Annotated in this window: 21 protein-coding genes and 1 pseudogene; 5 read left to right on the forward strand and 17 right to left on the reverse strand. The window is 45.7% G+C overall.

Annotated elements, in window-relative coordinates:
- Nucleotides 1-43 precede the first annotated feature (43 nt).
- From BQ8005_RS06875 to BQ8005_RS06900, 6 genes are all read right to left on the reverse strand, one after another.
- Complete coding sequence (locus tag BQ8005_RS06875) at nucleotides 44-556, reverse strand: hypothetical protein (RefSeq protein ID WP_004309325.1); 513 nt, start codon at nucleotides 554-556, stop codon at nucleotides 44-46.
- Nucleotides 557-673: 117 nt separating this feature from the next.
- Complete coding sequence (locus tag BQ8005_RS06880; protein WP_075317538.1) at nucleotides 674-1,021, reverse strand: hypothetical protein; 348 nt, start codon at nucleotides 1,019-1,021, stop codon at nucleotides 674-676.
- A gap of 5 nt (nucleotides 1,022-1,026) precedes the next feature.
- On the reverse strand, nucleotides 1,027-1,779 hold the full coding sequence (locus BQ8005_RS06885) for a ParA family protein (protein ID WP_004309323.1): 753 nt from the start codon (nucleotides 1,777-1,779) through the stop codon (nucleotides 1,027-1,029).
- Nucleotides 1,780-2,162: 383 nt separating this feature from the next.
- Nucleotides 2,163-2,750, reverse strand: a complete 588-nt coding sequence (locus tag BQ8005_RS06890) for a hypothetical protein (protein WP_075317539.1) — start codon at nucleotides 2,748-2,750, stop codon at nucleotides 2,163-2,165.
- A gap of 19 nt (nucleotides 2,751-2,769) precedes the next feature.
- The gene (locus BQ8005_RS06895; RefSeq protein WP_075317540.1) at nucleotides 2,770-3,120 is read right to left on the reverse strand and encodes a hypothetical protein; all 351 of its coding nucleotides are present in this window, start codon (nucleotides 3,118-3,120) and stop codon (nucleotides 2,770-2,772) included.
- Nucleotides 3,121-3,430: 310 nt separating this feature from the next.
- The gene (locus BQ8005_RS06900; protein WP_004309321.1) at nucleotides 3,431-3,808 is read right to left on the reverse strand and encodes a single-stranded DNA-binding protein; all 378 of its coding nucleotides are present in this window, start codon (nucleotides 3,806-3,808) and stop codon (nucleotides 3,431-3,433) included.
- Between the two features lie 1,246 nt (nucleotides 3,809-5,054).
- On the opposite strand from BQ8005_RS06900, the gene BQ8005_RS06915 reads away from it, so the two are divergent.
- From BQ8005_RS06915 to BQ8005_RS06925, 4 genes and pseudogenes are all read left to right on the forward strand, one after another.
- Nucleotides 5,055-5,783, forward strand: a complete 729-nt coding sequence (locus BQ8005_RS06915) for a DUF6577 family protein (protein WP_008781782.1) — start codon at nucleotides 5,055-5,057, stop codon at nucleotides 5,781-5,783.
- Nucleotides 5,773-6,846 carry a nucleotidyl transferase AbiEii/AbiGii toxin family protein gene (locus tag BQ8005_RS06920; protein ID WP_005826901.1) on the forward strand — a complete coding sequence of 358 codons (1,074 nt, stop codon included), beginning with the start codon at nucleotides 5,773-5,775 and terminating at the stop codon, nucleotides 6,844-6,846. The genes BQ8005_RS06915 and BQ8005_RS06920 overlap by 11 nt, the downstream gene beginning before the upstream one ends.
- A gap of 1,274 nt (nucleotides 6,847-8,120) precedes the next feature.
- A pseudogene (locus tag BQ8005_RS17905) lies at nucleotides 8,121-8,345 on the forward strand (triple tyrosine motif-containing protein); the annotation flags it as partial.
- Nucleotides 8,346-8,462: 117 nt separating this feature from the next.
- Complete coding sequence (locus BQ8005_RS06925; protein ID WP_159436222.1) at nucleotides 8,463-10,103, forward strand: hybrid sensor histidine kinase/response regulator transcription factor; 1,641 nt, start codon at nucleotides 8,463-8,465, stop codon at nucleotides 10,101-10,103.
- Nucleotides 10,104-10,120: 17 nt separating this feature from the next.
- Here the strand turns inward: BQ8005_RS06925 and BQ8005_RS06930 are convergent, their stop codons facing one another.
- From BQ8005_RS06930 to BQ8005_RS06980, 11 genes are all read right to left on the reverse strand, one after another.
- Nucleotides 10,121-11,053: a phosphoinositol dihydroceramide synthase gene (locus tag BQ8005_RS06930; RefSeq protein ID WP_075317542.1), complete on the reverse strand. Its 933-nt coding sequence runs from the start codon at nucleotides 11,051-11,053 to the stop codon at nucleotides 10,121-10,123.
- Between the two features lie 4 nt (nucleotides 11,054-11,057).
- Entirely contained in the window at nucleotides 11,058-11,708 is a 651-nt protein-coding gene (locus BQ8005_RS06935) for a CDP-alcohol phosphatidyltransferase family protein (RefSeq protein ID WP_021847909.1), read from the reverse strand.
- 42 nt (nucleotides 11,709-11,750) lie between these two features.
- A complete protein-coding gene (locus BQ8005_RS06940; protein ID WP_075317543.1) occupies nucleotides 11,751-12,254 on the reverse strand; it encodes a GtrA family protein in 504 nt (167 codons plus the stop codon).
- On the reverse strand, nucleotides 12,239-12,712 hold the full coding sequence (locus tag BQ8005_RS06945; protein ID WP_075317544.1) for a phosphatidylglycerophosphatase A family protein: 474 nt from the start codon (nucleotides 12,710-12,712) through the stop codon (nucleotides 12,239-12,241). Before BQ8005_RS06945 ends, BQ8005_RS06940 begins: the two co-directional genes overlap by 16 nt.
- A gap of 125 nt (nucleotides 12,713-12,837) precedes the next feature.
- Complete coding sequence (locus tag BQ8005_RS06950; protein WP_075317545.1) at nucleotides 12,838-14,127, reverse strand: inositol-3-phosphate synthase; 1,290 nt, start codon at nucleotides 14,125-14,127, stop codon at nucleotides 12,838-12,840.
- Nucleotides 14,128-14,405: 278 nt separating this feature from the next.
- Nucleotides 14,406-15,083, reverse strand: a complete 678-nt coding sequence (locus BQ8005_RS06955) for a DUF4858 domain-containing protein (RefSeq protein ID WP_075317546.1) — start codon at nucleotides 15,081-15,083, stop codon at nucleotides 14,406-14,408.
- A 32-nt stretch (nucleotides 15,084-15,115) separates the two neighbouring features.
- Nucleotides 15,116-15,664, reverse strand: coding sequence for a DUF4943 family protein (locus BQ8005_RS06960; RefSeq protein ID WP_083610518.1), 549 nt, complete (start codon nucleotides 15,662-15,664; stop codon nucleotides 15,116-15,118).
- Between the two features lie 19 nt (nucleotides 15,665-15,683).
- Entirely contained in the window at nucleotides 15,684-16,784 is a 1,101-nt protein-coding gene (locus BQ8005_RS06965) for a porin family protein (protein ID WP_075317547.1), read from the reverse strand.
- Nucleotides 16,771-17,322, reverse strand: coding sequence for an RNA polymerase sigma factor (locus BQ8005_RS06970; protein WP_021847916.1), 552 nt, complete (start codon nucleotides 17,320-17,322; stop codon nucleotides 16,771-16,773). The genes BQ8005_RS06965 and BQ8005_RS06970 overlap by 14 nt, the downstream gene beginning before the upstream one ends.
- A 215-nt stretch (nucleotides 17,323-17,537) precedes the next feature.
- Nucleotides 17,538-18,386 (reverse strand): carboxylating nicotinate-nucleotide diphosphorylase, encoded by an 849-nt coding sequence (gene nadC / locus BQ8005_RS06975; RefSeq protein WP_075317548.1) that lies wholly within the window; start codon nucleotides 18,384-18,386, stop codon nucleotides 17,538-17,540.
- Nucleotides 18,379-18,771, reverse strand: a complete 393-nt coding sequence (locus tag BQ8005_RS06980) for a DUF4783 domain-containing protein (RefSeq protein WP_021847918.1) — start codon at nucleotides 18,769-18,771, stop codon at nucleotides 18,379-18,381. Before BQ8005_RS06980 ends, nadC begins: the two co-directional genes overlap by 8 nt.
- Nucleotides 18,772-18,865: 94 nt before the next feature.
- On the opposite strand from BQ8005_RS06980, the gene rlmH reads away from it, so the two are divergent.
- A complete protein-coding gene (gene rlmH, locus BQ8005_RS06985) occupies nucleotides 18,866-19,339 on the forward strand; it encodes a 23S rRNA (pseudouridine(1915)-N(3))-methyltransferase RlmH (RefSeq protein ID WP_021847919.1) in 474 nt (157 codons plus the stop codon).
- The last annotated feature ends 30 nt before the right edge of the window (nucleotides 19,340-19,369 follow it).

Below are 19,369 nucleotides of genomic sequence, written 5' to 3' on the forward strand. Positions count from 1 at the left end.
AATCATAAGACTTGATGATGGCTCAAAGCTATATAAGACAATATCAATTGACGTAGGCGTAATTTACGTTGAAATAGGTGTCAGAAACCTTTGCAGTCGTAATGACCATTGACCTGTCTGAGTTCGTGAAACAGTATTCAAGTGTTGCCTCGTTCGCCGGAACAATCAGAGAATAATGTTCCTTCAAATAGTCGATAACCAGACGGCTATTAGCTATCAGCTCTGTATCTATTACCGAATACAATTCCCCATTTGAAGCATAAAAGCTATATAGGATACCCTCATTACCGTTGCCGGTTTTGTAAGTGAGTTGAATAGAACCAGCTATTGTTGCCTCCGATACAAGACCATATCGCTTCATTGAAAACTCCATATAGTTCTTGACCTCGTCTATGGTTGAACTTTCAACATGATAAGGCTCCGTCCATACTTTCAACTCCGGCTGAAGCTCTTCAACATCATCCAAAATGTTGTCTTTGCCACAAGAAGTTAATACCAATGGTACTGCCATTAGGAATACTACAATGGCAAATGAGAAGTATTTATTCATATTCATAATATTTTGATTGTTATTGACTTGAATATATCTGTGTATTCACGTGTACGTGTAAACATGTATATATTGCTACACGTACACATACCTATACGTACACATGGCTACGTGTATACACGTTTACATTACATCATTGATGCTTTTGGACTTGACTTTCCGAGCCTTGCCATGCTTCGCCTCGTATGCCTCGATGCCCTGTTTCATCACATACTCCATAAAGGCACGTATAGTGAAACCCTCCTTGTAAGCTATTGCCTGTACCTTATCTACAAGTTCCCTGGAGCAGATAAAGGAGAAATGCCGCCAGGAATTGTCCAGTTGCTCTTTACGTTCTGCCTTGACTGACCGTTTTTCCTGTTTCGGAATTGGCTTGGTCTCGGGTGTTTGTTCTACTGTTTTATTGTCAGGGCTGATAGCAGCACTGCCCAAAATATTGCCAAGCAGAATGTCCATATTGTTTTTTGTCATAGTTGTTATTGGTTACGTGAAAGAATTTCCTCCGTAAGTGCAAGATAATCCTTTGCACCGTTGGAATTTAAATCATACTCGAATATACTTTTGCCACTACCGGCTGATTCAGCCAAGGCGATATTCTCACGGATGCGGGTATTCATGGTGATACTTTCGTAACGCTCCTTTACAGCCTGTTCCACTACCTTGTTCAGTTTACGATGATTGAATCTGGCGATGAACACACCGCCCAGGCGAAGCGACGGTTTGACACGTTGCAAGGTGGTGACAAATGCGTCAAGCATCCTCATGCCTTTCAAAGGAAGCAGCTCCGGTGTCATCGGTACGATGATCTCATCAGCCGCGATAAAGGCATTGGTAGTGACAATACCAAGAGAAGGCGGACAGTCAATCAGGATATAGTCATAGTCTTTCCTGAGCGGTTCAAGCAGACGGCTGAGCAGTTGCTCTCTTGCCAACAGATTGGTCAGAGCTATTTCCGCACTTGCCATTTCAAGGGAAGAAGGGACAAGGTCAAGATTCTCCCGGATATGTTTTACAGGCAAAGGAACACCGTTTACCAATGAATCAAAAATGCTCGTCTCAATTTCATCCTCATTAGGTATGAAATACAGTGTCAGGTTTGCCTGTCCGTCAAGGTCTATAAGCAGGACTTTCTTGCCTTTCATTGCCATACAAGCCCCGATAGAGGCGGTTGAAGTTGTCTTTGATACGCCACCTTTATGGTTGGCGAAAGTGATGATTTTCTGTGCCATACTATTTGTTTTTATGTTTATATGTTTCAATGTGTTCTTGTATTCCTGTTTACACGTGTACTTGTCCACATGTATCAATGTATACAAAGGTAAATGTATGATATACAAACACCTACCAATGTCTCCTAACAGTTGAAAACAGTCAGGGAAAGTATCAGGGTCATAATAATATGACTTCATCTTTGCTCACTAATCGTTGTGCTCCGCTGATTAACCGTACAAGAAGTTGTTCGTTATACACTGCCACAATTATTCCATGGCTACAGCCCCTGCATGGGGTTATAAGTTCGCAAGATGCTCCAATCAGTTCTGCGCTGTACCTGTCCATATTATCTTGTTTTTATGCAAGGACACGAGACTTGCCTCATGTCCTTGCGGGTATGTTATTCGAATGTAAAAGGGTGGATGTAGAAATAGGTCTCTTCGCTTTCGCATTCATAGCTATTGATAAAATCCACCATTTCTTTTTCACTGCGGTCTCCCTGTCCAATACCGGTCTTTGATGTCCATTCAGCTATGGCATCCTCAATGGTGTCAAAAACATCCTCACATGCATCCTCGAAAGGTTCGCCGTATGAACTCACACAACATTCTTCGGGAAAGAAATCCCCCTCGTCATGGGTATAGAACAAATCACATCCACTTTCGCAACATCTGTATGAAATACTCAGTTCATCATTCAATATCCGGTTTATTTCAAAGAAGAGTTCGTTACAGGCATCCCATGCGGTTTCTGTCTCAAATGAAAGAAGGAAATAATCATTCTCTTCGTCTTCTTCATATTCAGCCCAATAGATATGTCCTCTAACACTGATTTGCTTTTTCTCATAGTCAATGCCGTAATGCTCGGCAAGCTTGAACAGCCTTATATCCTTACTATCCACTTCCATGTCCTGAAAGGTAGTCCACAGGTTATTTACTGCTTCACGTGTCCCAGTGACCTTATAGGTCGTTGTTGCTAAATTTGCCATATCATTGAATTTTAAAAGATTACCACTCCGTATAATAACTCTGGTCGTTGTTCTCGCATTCCTCAGCCCATTCTTCATCGGTGAAGTCACTGTGCAGACATTCATCACTGCAATAGTAGGCTACTCCCATGTCAGCACAATACCCGGCACGCATCAGTCTGCCACACTCTGAACATCTTCTGCAAGCCCTGTCTGTGTCCCACCAGAAGTCAGTGAAAGACTCGGCTATGACATCCTCACTGGTGTTCTCGTCCCACTTGTCAAGGTAGAACTCTGCAAACTTGTTCAACTCCGGCTCTGTGTAGAGCATCTTTTCAGTACCGCCAACAGCCTTGGTCAGTCGGCTCAGGATTGATTGGATTGTCGTCATAATATCATCTGTTTTTTTTCTTCCCTCTCGTAGATCAACTACTTCGGGAACACATATAAATTTTGTTGCACCAAGAAGGTGTCGGGGCTGTCTCTGCAAGGTTTTGCTCCAAAATACTACCCGCAGGTGTGGAGATTTTGCGGCAAAGCGAAGCCCTGACCTTGCTGATGACAAGACCGGACAATTACCTTCGCAACGGAATTTATGCCAGTTCCCCGAAGTCGGTGTATAAGGAACGAATCTCGGCAAAGAGAAGTATAAGCATAAAAAAAGCGACCCGAAGGCCGCTCTATTGGAGAGAAGAAAGGATTTACTTGCCCTTCTTGGAGTTCTTCTCCTGAGCTGCTGGAGTTTCCTCCTTTTCAACAGCTTCATAGAACCTGGTGGCTACAAATGCCACTCTGTTGCGCTTGACACCGTCGGCATCCTGCCACTCCTCCGGCTTGAAATAGCCTTCAACCGTGAGGAGTGCTCCTTTGACAAGGCGGTCAAAGGATGTAGTATTCTCATTCTTGCGCCATGTCTCGACGTTTATGAAAGCGGAAGTGCGGGTTGTTTCCTCGCCTGATTTCTCAGTGCGGCTGATTGCCAAAGGGAAACGTGCAACGCTTGCGGTTGAGAACTGATGGATGCTTGCATCCTTACCTACAAAACCAGAAACTACGAAAGAATTTTCCATTTTCTTCATAACATTGAAATTTTAGAAGTGAAACATTTATTTTTTACGTTGCCATCAAAGTTGGCAAGGATAGCAATCAGGCAAGTAATTACCGAATTATTTCACCGTCAGGCAGGAAAAGTTTTCCGAAAAGCTGCAGCTGGAAAAGTTTTTGAAAAAATTCAGGGAATAAGGTTCTGGTACTTGCAGTATGCGGCTTGCACTAACTTCGCAACAGGAAAAAGTAAGTGTCACGGCTTCGTCCAAAATGAGATGTGAAGGGAATGGCCTGATATTCTTGTGTCTGGTCATGGTAAAGAATGCTGTTCTCATAGTCAGACTCGACAGGTTTCACAGATCCATGGCAAGCAATCCGGACATAGTGAAAGCGATAACTCCCAAACTTCACCATGAACCCGGCATAGCATAGCAAGAGAAATACGAAACTCCGCACTCTGCATAAAAAGGTCTGAACACGGAAGCTATTCAAGAGGATGGAAGCCAGAGGTGAAGCACAACAAGGCTGATGCCACTCATGTGAGTGATGAAAAGGTGCAAAATCAGCAAGGAGAAAAAGAAAGGCAATGCCTATCAGTCAAAGAGCGGACTTCTGTCCTACTCTGGCTTACTGCAAGTTTAAAGTTTAGATTTACCCATGTATATATACATGTATTTTAAACTTTGGTTACAAACCTGAACAGGTTTATAAAAAGACTGACGAACAATTCATTGCGAATAGAAATATCATATGAGAAAGAAAATGGGAACTACATTTTCTCCTTACTGAAGCACCGACAGACAATGCACAACCATGTAAATATTCTCATAAAGTAGTTAACAGCCCGGATAAAAGAATTTGATAATATAAAGTCGGCAATAAATCGGTTTTATTGCCGACTTTATATTATCCTAGCAGAACAATGGAATCATTTTACAAAGAGTAAACGTAAATGGTAAGACAATGTTTTATGGTGTGATTTCAGATTGTTGATCGAGAAATATTTACCTCTTCATATTAGGAAACAGTCAAGCAGATAGGTGTAGTTTCGTTAATAAGAGATTCTACTTAATTTCTTAGTCATTTGCGGGATACTTTTAATACTATGCTTTTACAACACAAGAAAAATACCTCATATATTCCATAATATGATGAATTCATAATGGTGTTACTTAATATAGAAAAACACACTAAAGAATGATTAATTGCTCAGAACTTATATATAAAGTCGGCAATAAAGTTGGTTTGTTGCCGACTTTATATTATATTTGCACTGCAATGAGTATTGACGAGAAATATAGTATTAAACAGAGCATATTGAATTATGCTCGTACTTACGGACGGATTGAAGTGCCTCAATTAGTATCAGTATTGGGGATAAAGACCAATACCGCCCGCCAGTATCTCTGTACCTTAACCAAAGAGAACAAGATAGCCCGTACAGGAAATGGTGAATACATGCTTACAGATAAACAGGTGTTCTCATTTGCTCCAACAGAAACACTGAGAAAACTATATGTCGGATTGAAAGAGAAATTGCCATTCACCGATTTCTGCATCTACGATGGCAGCATCTTCACCACACTACAACATCACGTCTCTGTGAACCATGCTATTTATGTCGAGACCAACCGGGATGCTGTAGATTCTGTTTTTTCTCTGTTGAAGGATTCAGACATGCCCGTTTATAAGCAACCGACAGCAAAGTTCATGTACGACTACGTAAACATGCATGAACCATGCATCATTGTAAAGATATTTGTCACTGAATCTCCAGTAAATAAGGTTGATGGGATGGTTACTCCTACCATCGAAAAGCTACTCGTAGATATACAGAAAGACGAAGACTTTGATTATATGCAGGGCACGGAAATCACTTATATGTATCAGACCGCCTTTGATTTGTACACAGTCAATACTCCCAAAATGCTCCGATATGCAAAACGTAGAGGAGCATACGATAGTACTTATTCATTAATAGAACAATCACAAAAATATGATAAATAAAGAATGCTTTACAGCAAGATGGATTGAAGAAAAATCCAAGGAGCTAAACTATCCGGACAAAAATATCATTGAAAAGGTCATCCATGCCTTTTCATTGCTGGACATGTTGGCGGCTTCAGGTTGCCCATTTCATTTCAAAGGTGGAAGCAGTCTGATGCTTCTTTTAAAAGAACAAAGACACAGGCTGTCTATAGATATTGATATAATATGTCCTCCAGGTACTGAAATAGAAGAGTATCTGCAATCATACAAAGACTATGGCTTTATTGACTATAAGCCGATAGAAAGAATTCAGCGTGGAACAGACATACCAAAATCGCATTCCAAATTCTTTTATCAAGTGGCTTTCCTTGATGGCATAGACCGAAAAGAAACCATCCTACTGGACGTTCTAAATGAAGACTGTCACTACAACGAAGTCGTGACTTTACCTGTAGAAAGCCGTTTTATAAAGACAGAAGGTGAACTGAATTATGTAAAAGTACCATCCATTGGAGATATTCTCGGAGACAAGCTTACGGCGTATGCACCCAATACAACAGGTATTCCATATATCAAAAATGGTAAGGATGCCAGCATGGAGATCATCAAACAGCTATATGATATAGCCAGACTGTTCGAGAAGACAGAGGTCCTTGAAACAACGACAAAATCGTTTGTACAAATTGCAGAAGTTGAACTCTCATACAGGCATTTGCCAAACAATCCAAAACTCATTTTCGATGATATCAGACAGACTTCGCTGTGTCTGGCAACAAGGGGAAGTGAAGGAAACGGACAATTTGATGCACTACAACGTGGTATACAAAGGATCAAATCCTTCATGTTCAATGGCGGTTATTTCATTGACGATGCGATTAGAGACGCAGCACGCGCAGCCTATATCGCCACAATGATAGAGACGGGCAACACAATAATAGAAAAATACGACGGTAATCCTGCCACCATAGGCTCCCTGGATATAGCACCCACACTTCCTTCGCGACTGAATAAGCTGAAAAGGACTTCTCCTGAAGCCTATTACTATTGGGCAAAGACCAGCCATCTATTACAACAGTTGTAACTATAAACAGAAATACAATTTCAGCAAGGAGAAAAAGACCAATATAGCCCTCCATCAACCAGAACAGCATTCTGACTGATGGAGGGCTTTCTACAAGTTTAAAGTTTAGATTTACCCATGTATATATACATGTATCTTAAACTAAACTTACTTGACTGATTCAGCCATACAACAGGATAAGCCATTGAGTTTACAAGTTTAATAGAACTCATATATGTATATATGAATTGATAAACTTATTTATAAACTTCATCCCTAAGCAGAAAGTAAGTTCTTTATTCCTTTGCTGAAAAATCATGTAGCATAAATTTCTACCATATGCAGGATCAACATAACGTACATCTTTCTGAGAATCTGAAAACCTGTATATATGTGAATACCTTTTTCTCCTTGCTGAAATAATTGGCGACTAAATAAACACAGATGAGATATTGAGAAATATTTTCGATACATATTATGCGAAATAATTGATAATTACCTAATTTTGCAAAATATAGATGCATATTAGAGATAAATTCATTCGCATCTGTGTTATTAAATATTAAACTCTAATAAAATCACATCTAAATCAGGAAAGTGATGAAAAAATTGAAACTTATAAGAAAATCAGAACCGTTCATATTTCCAAATGGATAGAAACGTAAAATTTAATGGCTCAAATATGATTCAATTAGCTGTATCAAATTGAGCATCAGACTGTTTATATAACTGTGTGGGTAAGTAGCTGAATAAAGAAGATTCAACCAGCGATTACGCACTCAGATTGTAGGTCTACAATATAAAATACTGATAATCAATTATATAAGTTATTTTAGCTAGTAAGTGGAAGTAATGGCTCAAATACGAGCCAAATAGCCATTAATTATCTGACAATCAACTATATAACAAATGTGTATTGGTAAGTAACTTGTGAAAACAAAAGAAAGCAACATTTATATAGTACATAATAAGCTGATTTACAACTACTTAAACTCCTATTTCCAACAATAAAATCATGGCTCAAATACCATTCCAATACAACCCAACTAACTGACATACAGATTACTAACATCTTTGTATCGGGAAGTAACCGTTCGGCCTTATATTGGAAGAAAACTTTATTTTGGGGTAACAATAAAAACCTGACTTATTTCAAACCAGAGAATAGCGATCGTTTCGAACAATCCAAACGTGTACTGATAACCGGACTGGAAGTCAATAACCAACTAATAAGAATCGACCAAGTTGTCAATGGACAACATATCCTGCCATACGACATCACCTATTTATCAAATATCCGTCTCAATTATAAGAACCGGGACTTCTCCCTTACCTTCAGTAACCTTTCCTATTCTGACGAACGGGAAACATACGCCTATCGACTGTATCCCTACCAACAAGAATGGATCTATACCACAGGAGAAGAAAAGGTGTCCTATACTAACCTGAAACACGGTAACTACACCTTTGAAATCAAAAACTTACATCCGGACAACACAGCGGACCAAACAACTGCCCTGCATATCACCATTGAACCTCACTGGAGTAGCAGTGCCTGGTTTCGTCTCTGTATCTTCATAGCAATAGCACTATGCATACTATTCGTCTTCAGACGAATCCGATTGAGGGCAAAACGGATGGAACACGAAATGCAACTGGAGCACGAAGTATTTACTGCCAAAGTAGAACGTGACAAAGAAAAACAACTGCGCATGGAACGCGAACGGTTCTTCACAGAAATTGCCCATGAACTACGGACACCACTTACCTTAATTCTGGCCCCACTGCAAGAACTACAGCATATCGAAGGACTATCCCCAAAAATACAAAGACAATTGAAAACGGCCTTTGACAATAGTAAGTCGTTACATGCCCTTATGGACCAACTGCTTTTCGTACAAAAAGTAGAAGCCGACATGGTAAAGCTCAAAGTAACAAAAACAGACATCAATCAACTAGTGGACAACCTATGCGAACCATTTAAGTCAATGGCTGAAAAAGGACACTATCAATTTCATATCCATCTTCTGCCCGAACCACTTATGTTATGGATCGATGCAGAAAAAATGGCATCCGCATTACGTAATCTGCTTTCCAATGCCTTTAAATATACCTTACCAGAAGGAACTGTAGAACTGGTTATAGGAAGAACTGTTATAGACGGACATCCTTTCTGCAACGTCACCATCAGCGATACAGGAGCAGGCATACCTCAAGAAGTAAAAGAACACTTATTCGAACCTTTTACGACAGGAGTAAATACCCCCATACACTCTACACAAACTGGAATCGGTATGCGTATTGTGAAAAACATTGTCGATTTACACCACGGATATATCCGAACTGCCGATCGTCCTGGCCACGGCACCATCATCAGCCTTTACATCCCCGAAGGAAACACTCACTTCGACACAACCAACGAGAAAGTAAGCCTCTATAAACCGGCTAAACAACCACAACCTGCCACCACAGGTAGCATATCGGATACAGCCGACCACAATCACGAAACAGGAAAAAGGCTGCTTATCATCGAAGACAATGCTGATATCCGCCAATACATCGGCAGTCTGTTCGAAGGAGAGTTTGCCATTGAAGAAGCAGGCAACGGTGAAGAAGGCATCCGCGCTGCCCACGAACAAACACCAGACCTCATTATCTGCGATATCATGATGCCTGTCAAAGACGGTTTGGATTGCTGTCGCGAACTAAAAGAATCACCACAAACCGCCTCTATCCCCATCTTGATGCTCACCGCCAAGTCTGAGGACTCGGACGTAATACAAGCATTGGGCATCGGAGCAGATGACTATATGATGAAGCCCTTCAATCCAGAGATGCTGAAGTCAAGAGTACGCAACTTGATACGCCAACGTGAAAGGCTAAAACGGTTGTACGCAGGTACTCTGAGACTGAAAACAGAAGAAAAAAAAGATGAAAAAGAAGAAGCAGAAGACTACTTTATCCAGCAGGTAATACAGATAATAGAAGCCAACCTAGCAGACGAGAACTTCAACGTGAAAATGCTGGCTGACCAGCTTCACATGAGTCAACCGACCCTCTATCGAAAAATCAAGCAACGGAGCGAACTGGCGGCCATCGACATGATCCGTAGTGTACGAATGAGCAAAGCGGCTTCGCTCATCTTGGAGAACCGATATAGCATGCAGGAGATAGCTGAGATGGTGGGCTATAATGACACACGCACTTTACGAAAACATTTTGCAGCACAATTCGGCGTATCTCCCTCCAAATACAGCGAACAGAATGCCGAAGAATAAGGAGGGAGTCAGCCGGATCAGCCAATGTAATTGCTATAACGTTGGAAGAAACGACGGAAGGCATTCCATCGCATCAGCCCCTGCTCAAAGACAAAGATACCCAGCAGAGCACAACCGATGCCCAGCGATACGTCGATGATGTAATGATGACCCGAATAGACAGCTGTCCACCAAATACCGACCATAATGAAGGCAAAGAGAGCAATGAGCCAACGACGGCAACGAGCCATGACGGCATAGGCTAGGGCCACAACCATGTAAGCAGCATGGAGCGAAGGAACGGCTGCGAAAACATTGGCATTACGTCCATAGATACCTTCGAAAACGGTAATACCCAAAAGTTCGTCAAATCGGCCAAGGCCAGCGACATTGCCTGGCGTGGAAAGTACTGGTTCAAAACCATAGTTCATGGCATACCAGGGCGGAGCAGCCGGGTGAATATAGTATCCGACAAAACCTATCAGATTGACCAGCAGGAAAACCATTGAGAAACGCAAGTACATGCTGCGCTGCCCCTTGAAATAGAGCCACAGGCCGAAAGCAATAGGGACGGGCACCCAACAGAGATAGAAAATGCCGGCCATAAAATCAGCCACACTACAATGGTGTTGAGCAAAGAACTCACAAGGAATCAGCGTCTGTCCACCCACTGTAATGCCAAAGAGGCTTTTCTCAGCCTCATAAAGTCCCTGCACATCGATGGGGTTTACCTCGTAGTTGGGCCATACTCGCATCCAGTCGTAGGAAACGCCAAACACAATGAAAGGAAGCAAAGCTACCGCCAGCTTGCGGGTATAGCTTCCTGAAAAGAACAGCAACAGAAAAAGCCCCACCATCAGGAAATGTTCAGGACGGATGCCCACAAACATCCCTGTCAACAATAAGAAAAGGGAGGTTATCACAAGAACCGACAAGGTTTCCCTTGCCGGAGGCAGAATTAATGACTTCATCCGATTACTTCTTCAAAAGTTTGCGACAATGGTTGATGCGGACAAATGCCGTCCAGTTGGCCAACACGGCAATAATGGCCAGTGGAGCAATCAGGATGTACACGCTATCGAAAGCGGTGCAATCTTGGAAAACGCCACAGAAGATGGCACCCAAAGCTGTCAGCACCACACGCTCAGGACGTTGCATCAGCCCCACCTTACACTCCAAGTCCAAGCCTTCGGCACGGGCACGTACATAGCTCACCATGAGCGAACCGATGATGGCCACCCCCGTAATGATGCTTCCCCAGAAATAGCCCTGAAGGAGTAGGAAGTAGAGGATGCCGAAAAGGGTGAATAGCTCGCTATAACGGTCGAGCACAGAGTCGTAGAGCGCGCCGAACGTGGAAGACATATTTCCCACACGTGCCACACGCCCGTCCATCATGTCGAACAACCCGGCAAACAATACGATACCACCTGCCCATCCAGCACAGGTCAACGCCTTATCACCACCGGCAAAACTTGCATACACAAATACGACAGCTGCCACGATATTCAACACCAGCCCCGTAGTAGTAATGAAATTGGGGGTAATTCCCACCTTAATCATGCCATGCACAACAGGATTGATAATCTTGTAAATCAACTGTTGCAAATAGTCTCTATAGTTCATATACAGAATAAATAATTAATAATATCCCAAGCATTGCGACGTTCACTTCCCTTTCCGGAAGATACGCCTGAAGTTAAGGTTGCGGTAAACAAATGTCCGCTGCATGCTGTAGTTCCAAAAGAAAGCTACGGTTACAGCAACAAGCATCTTCGACACAATGAACATGTTGTCCGCATAATAAGCAGGCAGTCGCTCCATCCAGCCCATTCCTGTGACCCACTCGGTCAGAGCAAAGGTTCCCCAGGTGTTGAGCATGATGCTCATTCCCCAGACAAACAGGTATTTCACGGCCACGTGGACTTTCTTGCATCCGTCGGCATGAAACACCCAGCCATAATTGATGACGCAGTTCGTGACACCTCCCACCACAGAGCCGATGAAAGTGGCATACAGGTAGAAAAGGCTTCCAAACTTTACCAGCGAGATGGTCACCAAGAAATCGACGACACTTGCCAGCCAAGCCGACAACTGCGCCTTGCAGAACATCCACACTTCTCTGCGCCGATGCCTGCGTCCTCCTCCGTCTACCATCAACCGATTATCCATCTGGCCACAATCAATACGATAAAACCATAGACGCCCGAAAGGATGTCGTCCATCATCACTCCCCACCCTCCTGGCAGCTTCTCCATCCTGCGGATGCCCAAAGGCTTGAGGATATCAAAAAAGCGGAAGAGCATAAAGGCAGCCAAGCCATACCACACGTGCCCGGCAGGAGCGGCCAGCAGGCTGATCCATACGCCCACCATCTCATCGACCACCACCCGCGAAGGGTCTTCGCCCCAAGCAGGTTCCAGGCGGTCGGCTGCCCAAACGCCGGCCAAGGTAAAGACCAGTATCAAGGCCACCGTAAACCACAACAACGCCACTCCTGACAGAAGGAACGACAGAAGGTACCACACCAAAGCAGCCAGTAACGCACCGGCCGTGCCAGGCGCCACGGGCGAAAAGCCTGAGCCGAACCCCGTGCCTATCAGCATCGGAAGGAAAGGAGGTCTGTCCATAGTCTTATCTTCGATTCGTTTCACACAAGAGAGGATGTACTCCTTTGAATTGCCTGTAATCTTCGGCGTACACCCTCTCTCCCTTTTATTATGTTATACAATCATTCTTTACATTGATCCATCTTTTAGTCAAGATAGTCAGGTTCTTTCTCGCCCACCATGCCACGAATGGTCTGCTTCACCATGCGCCATTGCTGGAAGAGGTCGTGCACAGGCTGGTGTTCGAAGTCGTGCATCGGACTCTTGCAGAAGAACGAAAGCCACGTCTGGATGCCACACATGCCTGCACGCAGAGCCAGGTCACTGAAGAGCACCAGGTCGAGCGCGATAGGTGCGGCCAAAATGGAATCGCGGCACAAGAAGTTGACCTTGATTTCCATCGGATAACCCATCCAGCCAAAGATGTCGATGTTGTCCCAAGCCTCCTTGTTATCCTTGCGGGGCGGATAGTAATTGATACGCACCTTGTGATAGACATTGCCATAGAGGTCGGGGAACTTCTCAGGCTCGAAGATGTTGTCGATAACCGACAACTTGCTCACCTCCTTCGTCTTGAAGTTCTCGGGCTGGTCGAGCACCTCGCCATCGCGGTTGCCCAAAATGTTGGTAGAGAACCATCCGCTCACACCCAGCATACGCGTCTTGAACATCGGCGCCAGCACGGTCTTCATCAGCGTCTGTCCGCTCTTGAAGTCCTTGCCTGCGATGGGCACATTCATCTTCTTGGAGAACTCCCACATGGCAGGTGTGTCCACGCAGAGGTTGGGAGCACCCATCACGAAAGGAGCACCCTCGGCAATGGCCGCATAAGCATAGCACATGCTAGGCGAGATCACTTCCGTATTGTTCTCCTTCATAGCCTTCTCCAGCGCCTCCAGCGACATGTGTTCGTCAGAGAGGGGCACGAAGATTTCCGTACTTGCCGCCCACAATACCACGATGCGCTCGCAACCATTGACGGCCTTGAACTCGCGGATGTCCTGACGGAGCTGCTCCACCATGTCCCAGCGAGTGGCTGCCGACTTGATGTGCGTACCGTTCAGGCGTTTAGCAAAGTTATGGTCGAAAGCAGCCGTCATCGGACGGATAGCCTTCAGTTCGTCTTTTACCAAATTCAAGTCTTTTTCCTTCAACACTTCGGCGTACATGGCTGCCTCGTAAGCATCGTCGGCAAAGATGTCCCAACCGCCGAAAACAATGTCATTCAGATCGGTCAGAGGCACGATATCTTTAATCAGATGCTCCTTGCCGTCCTTCATTTTCATTGTGGCCATCTGGGTTATCGAACCGATCGCCTTTGCCAGTCCCTTACGGGCTGCCAATACACCTGTAATCATAGTGGTGGCCACAGCGCCTCCCACTCCAACAACCAGTACGCCAAGACGTCCTGTTGCTGGTTTAATCATTTCTCTCATGCCATTATTTTATTTAGAGTTTAAAAAATTGCTCAAAGTTAGGAGATTTTACTGATTTATAACTATCCAAAATCTCTCTTTTAATGTTCTATTAGCAAGATTTAAGCAAAAAACTGACATAAAGTAAGCTTTTTCGTGTTCTCAAGAAGCTTTTTTCGGTTCATACCTCCTCCATAATCAATCCATAGGAAAGCAATGCTTTAACCAAAGGAAAACGGTGCTTTAACCTGACGAAAGCAATGCTTTACCGATCCCATCAAAATGACTTTCAAGACCCGTTATCGTTTTTGTTCTTCTTTGGAAGAGACCGGCTGCTTCGGCTCAATGCGAGTAGAGTCGGCATACATGCGGAGAACCTCCAATGTACGCGCCCGCCGCTTGCGGGCACGAATGTTCCAAGCCCCCTTGTCGGGCATCAGGCTATAGCCCGAAGGACGGCTGATGGCCTGCCAGCCGAGGACTGACTGATTGGCCATACGCCCCATCACGACATAGCGAAGGCCGGTAGCTTCTATCTGCTCGACCGTCTCGCGAGGGCCGGCATCGAGTGGCGATTTGGCCCAATTGGAGTAAATGGTTCTCGTCTTCAGTTCGTAGAAGGGATCGTTGCGCCAGGTATTCTTGTCGACTTTTATCTTGCGTTGCCTCACAGGGTCCCAGTTGTAGGGCGTGTTGGCTGTATAGGGGAAGAGGGTCAACTTCACCTTGCGTGGACGGATGCCCTGCACGGCAGGCAAGGTTTCGTCCACCTCGAGCCAGGGCTTCGACTCGACGGTCTTAGGACTTCCCCAAGGGGTTTCGTCCACCTCCTTCAGGATGTCCAGATTGAGGATGATCTCCCCGTCGGATTGGAGCAGCTGCTGGAGGCGAAGAGAGTCGGCTTTCGTCCAGTCTTGCGCATAGAGGGGGAGAGCTGCCAGCCAAAGCAGCCCATATAGGTACCAAAAACGTTTCACAATGCAATCGGATAGTTAGTACGTAAATGAGTTTACCACCACATGTAGCCACTACCGCAGAGGGGCTCGTCGTAGCAGGGATCTACCGTCCACATGGTACGCGGATACTTGCGGCTCTCCCACCAGCGACGATATCGGGCGGCGGCGTCGAGCACTTCTTCGTCGGAGAGGAAGTAGATGCCTTCGTAGTTGTCCGCATCGATATGCACCATCTTGCACCCCATCGAGGCGTTATGCCCCAGGCGGATGGTTTCTACCGTCCAAAGGATGCATTCGCCCAACCGAAGCCTGCCAGCTGCTGAATAAGAAGCCGTGGCCAAAGGGAAGGAAGGGATGAGCGTCAGGTCGTCGGCATACTTCAGGAGGCGACCGATGTCCTCGCGTGTAAATTTGGGCACCTTGCCCAAGGCATCATCTCCATCGGGGTGGTATTTGCCCGACCGAAGCTGGTCGACAAAAAGGTCGACATCGGGATTTTCAGCATCGAAAGTTTCAGCATGGCACGCAGTGAATGTCAGTGCCAACGTCAACAGGCAGCCTGCAAGGAGGCTGTATAACAGGGATTTTAAAGTGGTAGTCATAGTCGTTGAGCTTTATCGGTTAATAAGTCATGCGAACGCCGCACAAAAGATTGAAGTTGGCAGGTCGCTCTGTCCGCAGGGTGCGGGTGGAAGAATCCGTATCGAAATGACAGGTCAGCATCGGCTCGGCAAAAAGGGCGAAACGGTCGTTCAATTTATAGCGTACGCCTACCCCTGCCAAAGCAGCCAGTTGCAAGGGCTCGGCTCCGAAGCTGTTGTTTTCGGCCCCAGCCACACATTTTTCTACGCTTCCGCCAGCCATGGCATAAAGGTCGACTTTGTCATTGCCTGCCAGGTTTACGTTCAATCGCACAGGGATGGAGAGCGTATGATAAGTGTGACTGCCTTCTGGCAACGCCACGTCGTGCAGACGATTGTATTGCAACCCTGCTTCCAGCGAAAGACGCTTGCCTAACTGGCGCTCTACGCTGACGCCTGTCGTCAAAGGCATTCTGAAATCGCCATCGGGCAAAGAACTGCCCACGTAAGCCTTCAAAGCCCAGTTGCGCGACTTCAAGACAGACTTGGCTACAGATTTTTCTTCTACCTGGGGTGACGAAGTGCTCTCTTTTGCCGGCATGTCTTCGGCCGACGAGGCAGCATGATAGCCATTACCTCCCATACCTGCATGGTAGCTGCCCGACTTGTTCCGCCCTGCATGGCCATACACCTGCTGGGTGACGCGAATGGAAACACGTACAGACATCGTCTGTTCGCCCTCCTCTTCGGCACCTGAAGCAGCCAACACAGGTTGCATCTGTCCTGCAGAAGGAGTTGTAGGAGTCGCCTCTTTCACACTAGGCAAGATTTCTTCCAAACGGTCGCCGTCCAGACTTGCGCCAGGCACGAGTGCCGCCACTTGCGTAAAGGCTTCTTCCATCTCCTCCTTTGGAGAGAAGAACCAGAAAGCAGCCGACGCCATGCCCAGTACCAACACGACCGACGCGGCGGCGGCTATCCTATAAAAAGAGGGGGACAAGATCCGACGCTTGCTTTCGGCAATGCCTGAAGCGGGCAAATCGCGCTCCAATGCTTCCCAAAAGCCATCGTTGACAGGCATCTCTGACCTGCCCAACTTCTGACGGAACAATCCGACTATTTCTTCATTATTTCCTTTCATGTTCTGTATACTCTTTTATTCTCTTTGCTAACAAACTCTTGGCCCTGTGAAGTTGCGAGGTGGAAGAGTGTTCCTTGATGTGAAGCAGGCGGGCTATCTCCTTATGCGACTTTTCCTCGAACACATACAAGTTGAAGACCGTTCGGCATCCGTCGGGCAATTCGGCCACAAACTGCATCAATATCTCTTCAGACAACTGGCTTCCACTTTCCGCCGCCTCCGCTTCATCCACTACGTCAGGCAAATGATCATCACTAACTATCAACTGATTGAAGCGTTGCTTGCGACGCAAATAGTCGATGGATTGTGTCATCATCACGCGCGTCATCCACGTAGCCAGCGAACATTCGCCACGAAAGGTGAAATTGGAAAAGATCTTGATGAAAGCGTCGTGCAACACATCGTGGGCTTCATCGATATCGCCCACATAACGATAGCACACGGCCAGCATCTGGCGGGAATAAAGGGTGTACAACTCTTTCCGAGCAGCATTATCACCTGCCCGACACCCTTCAACCAGCTCTATTTCACAATCCAATACCAATACCTTACGTTACGGACGCTTCCTCGCGTCTTTTGTCTGTTAGACGCAGCATCTATCCAAATGCTGCAATCCGAAATTTAAAAAGAAGTTAAAAAGAGGAAGATTTACCTCTCTATACACATGAACAGAAAAGAAAAGCCTTTCATAAACCGCCCTGCAATCAGACAATCTATGAAAGGCAAATCCTGTTATCTAAACAATATGGAAAATCAACAAGCCTTGAAACTCATGTCGAGTCCCTTCACAGAGTGAGTCAGGGCACCGACAGAGATGAAGTCCACGCCACACTCGGCATAGTCGCGCAGGGTGTCGAACGTGATGCCACCCGACGATTCCGTCTCGTAGCGACCACCCACCATCTCGACGGCCTTGCGGGTCATCTCAGGCGTAAAGTTGTCGAACATGATACGATCCACGCCGCCCAAGTCGAGCACCTGCTGGAGTTCGTCGAAGTTGCGCACTTCGATTTCTATCTTCAGGTCCTTGCCCTTGGCCTTGCAATATTCCTTGGCACGGGTGATGGCTTTGTCGATGCCGCCTGCAAAATCCACATGATTATCCTTGAGCAGAATCATGTCGAAAAGACCGATGCGATGGTTCACACCTCCACCTATCTTGACGGCCATCTTCTCGAGGATGCGCATACCAGGAGTAGTCTTGCGAGTATCGAGCACGCGGGTGTGCGTACCCTTGAGGCGTTCCTGATACTTGTGGGTCATGGTGGCGATGCCGCTCATGCGTTGCATGATGTTCAGCATCAAGCGCTCCGTCTGGAGGAGCGACTGTACCTTGCCTTCCACAATCATGGCCACGTCGCCAGGTTTCACCTCAGCGCCATCGTTGATGTAGACGGTCACCTTCATCGTAGGGTCGAAGCGGTGGAACACTTCCTTGGCCACTTCGATGCCAGCCAAGATGCCTGCTTCCTTGATCAGCAACTTCGACTTACCCATCGCCGTCTCGGGGATGCACGAAAGGGTGGTATGGTCGCCATCGCCTATGTCTTCTGCAAAAGCCAGGTCGATGAGCCTGTCTATCAGTTCTTGTTCCTTATTCATTTGTCTTATCAATTCTTATTTGGTGTATAATGTAATTGCTATTCACTTTTCTGAGGAAACAGTTCACGCGATACGTTCCTCTGCCCGTCTGCATTGTGCCGACAAGGAAACCTGACTCATTTCGCTTGCCTTGATGCCTGACATCAAAGCGACTTACCTTGTTCTTGGCAAAAAAATCCGTCAGGATATCTGAGGCCATTTCTTTATCGGCATGGGTTGTCTTGTTCAAGATAACCAACTCTACCTTATCGCCCATATAGCGGGTCAGGCCCTTGGGACTTCCTTTTTGAAAGGCTGTCAACACTTCGGCAGGGATTTCCTGCGCCATCAGTGCAGCCACCCCTGTCCATAAGCAGAACAACCAAAAGAGTACCTGTTTCTTCATATCACAAGTGTTTACCCACGCAAAGGTAGAAATTTATTGTAAAAAAACGCAAGAAAAGTCGTACTTTTGTGCACAAAACCAACCCCAAAGACGTATGAAAACCATTCTGCTTGTTGTAGGAAAAACCGTTGAGCCCCATTTCATTACGGCCATTGCCGACTACGTGCAACGCACGAAACGCTACCTGTCGTTCGACATGGAAGTGATTCCTGAGCTGAAGAATACCAAAAGTCTGAGCGAAGAAGTGCAAAAGGAAAAGGAAGGCGAACTGATCTTGAAAGCACTCCAGCCGGGCGATGTCGTAGTGCTCCTTGACGAGGGAGGAAAAGAAATGCGCTCCATGGAGTTTGCCGACTACATGAAGCGCAAGATGAATACGGTAAACAAGCGGCTGGTCTTCATCATCGGAGGGCCGTATGGCTTCGCGCCGAAAGTCTACGAGGCAGCACACGAGAAAATGTCGCTCTCACGCATGACTTTTTCCCATCAGATGGTGCGCCTCATCTTCGTAGAGCAGCTCTATCGCGCCATGTCCATCCTGAACGGAAGCCCTTACCATCATGAATAATTGAGAATTGAAAATTGATAATGGAGAATT

Source organism: Bacteroides togonis (assembly GCF_900130135.1).
Taxonomy (GTDB): domain Bacteria; phylum Bacteroidota; class Bacteroidia; order Bacteroidales; family Bacteroidaceae; genus Bacteroides; species Bacteroides pullorum.

Excerpts from the sequence above, each read along its gene's own strand:
- BQ8005_RS06875 (WP_004309325.1), bottom strand. The coding sequence starts at position 556 with ATGAATATGAATAAATACTTCTCATTTGCCATTGTAGTATTCCTAATG.
- BQ8005_RS06880 (WP_075317538.1), bottom strand. The coding sequence starts at position 1,021 with ATGACAAAAAACAATATGGACATTCTGCTTGGCAATATTTTGGGCAGT.
- BQ8005_RS06885 (WP_004309323.1), bottom strand. The coding sequence starts at position 1,779 with ATGGCACAGAAAATCATCACTTTCGCCAACCATAAAGGTGGCGTATCA.
- BQ8005_RS06890 (WP_075317539.1), bottom strand. The coding sequence starts at position 2,750 with ATGGCAAATTTAGCAACAACGACCTATAAGGTCACTGGGACACGTGAA.
- BQ8005_RS06895 (WP_075317540.1), bottom strand. The coding sequence starts at position 3,120 with ATGACGACAATCCAATCAATCCTGAGCCGACTGACCAAGGCTGTTGGC.
- BQ8005_RS06900 (WP_004309321.1), bottom strand. The coding sequence starts at position 3,808 with ATGAAGAAAATGGAAAATTCTTTCGTAGTTTCTGGTTTTGTAGGTAAG.
- BQ8005_RS06915 (WP_008781782.1), top strand. The coding sequence starts at position 5,055 with ATGAGTATTGACGAGAAATATAGTATTAAACAGAGCATATTGAATTAT.
- BQ8005_RS06920 (WP_005826901.1), top strand. The coding sequence starts at position 5,773 with ATGATAAATAAAGAATGCTTTACAGCAAGATGGATTGAAGAAAAATCC.
- BQ8005_RS06925 (WP_159436222.1), top strand. The coding sequence starts at position 8,463 with ATGGAACACGAAATGCAACTGGAGCACGAAGTATTTACTGCCAAAGTA.
- BQ8005_RS06930 (WP_075317542.1), bottom strand. The coding sequence starts at position 11,053 with ATGAAGTCATTAATTCTGCCTCCGGCAAGGGAAACCTTGTCGGTTCTT.
- BQ8005_RS06935 (WP_021847909.1), bottom strand. The coding sequence starts at position 11,708 with ATGAACTATAGAGACTATTTGCAACAGTTGATTTACAAGATTATCAAT.
- BQ8005_RS06940 (WP_075317543.1), bottom strand. The coding sequence starts at position 12,254 with ATGGATAATCGGTTGATGGTAGACGGAGGAGGACGCAGGCATCGGCGC.
- BQ8005_RS06945 (WP_075317544.1), bottom strand. The coding sequence starts at position 12,712 with ATGGACAGACCTCCTTTCCTTCCGATGCTGATAGGCACGGGGTTCGGC.
- BQ8005_RS06950 (WP_075317545.1), bottom strand. The coding sequence starts at position 14,127 with ATGAGAGAAATGATTAAACCAGCAACAGGACGTCTTGGCGTACTGGTT.
- BQ8005_RS06960 (WP_083610518.1), bottom strand. The coding sequence starts at position 15,664 with ATGACTACCACTTTAAAATCCCTGTTATACAGCCTCCTTGCAGGCTGC.
- BQ8005_RS06965 (WP_075317547.1), bottom strand. The coding sequence starts at position 16,784 with ATGAAAGGAAATAATGAAGAAATAGTCGGATTGTTCCGTCAGAAGTTG.
- nadC (WP_075317548.1), bottom strand. The coding sequence starts at position 18,386 with ATGAATAAGGAACAAGAACTGATAGACAGGCTCATCGACCTGGCTTTT.
- BQ8005_RS06980 (WP_021847918.1), bottom strand. The coding sequence starts at position 18,771 with ATGAAGAAACAGGTACTCTTTTGGTTGTTCTGCTTATGGACAGGGGTG.
- rlmH (WP_021847919.1), top strand. The coding sequence starts at position 18,866 with ATGAAAACCATTCTGCTTGTTGTAGGAAAAACCGTTGAGCCCCATTTC.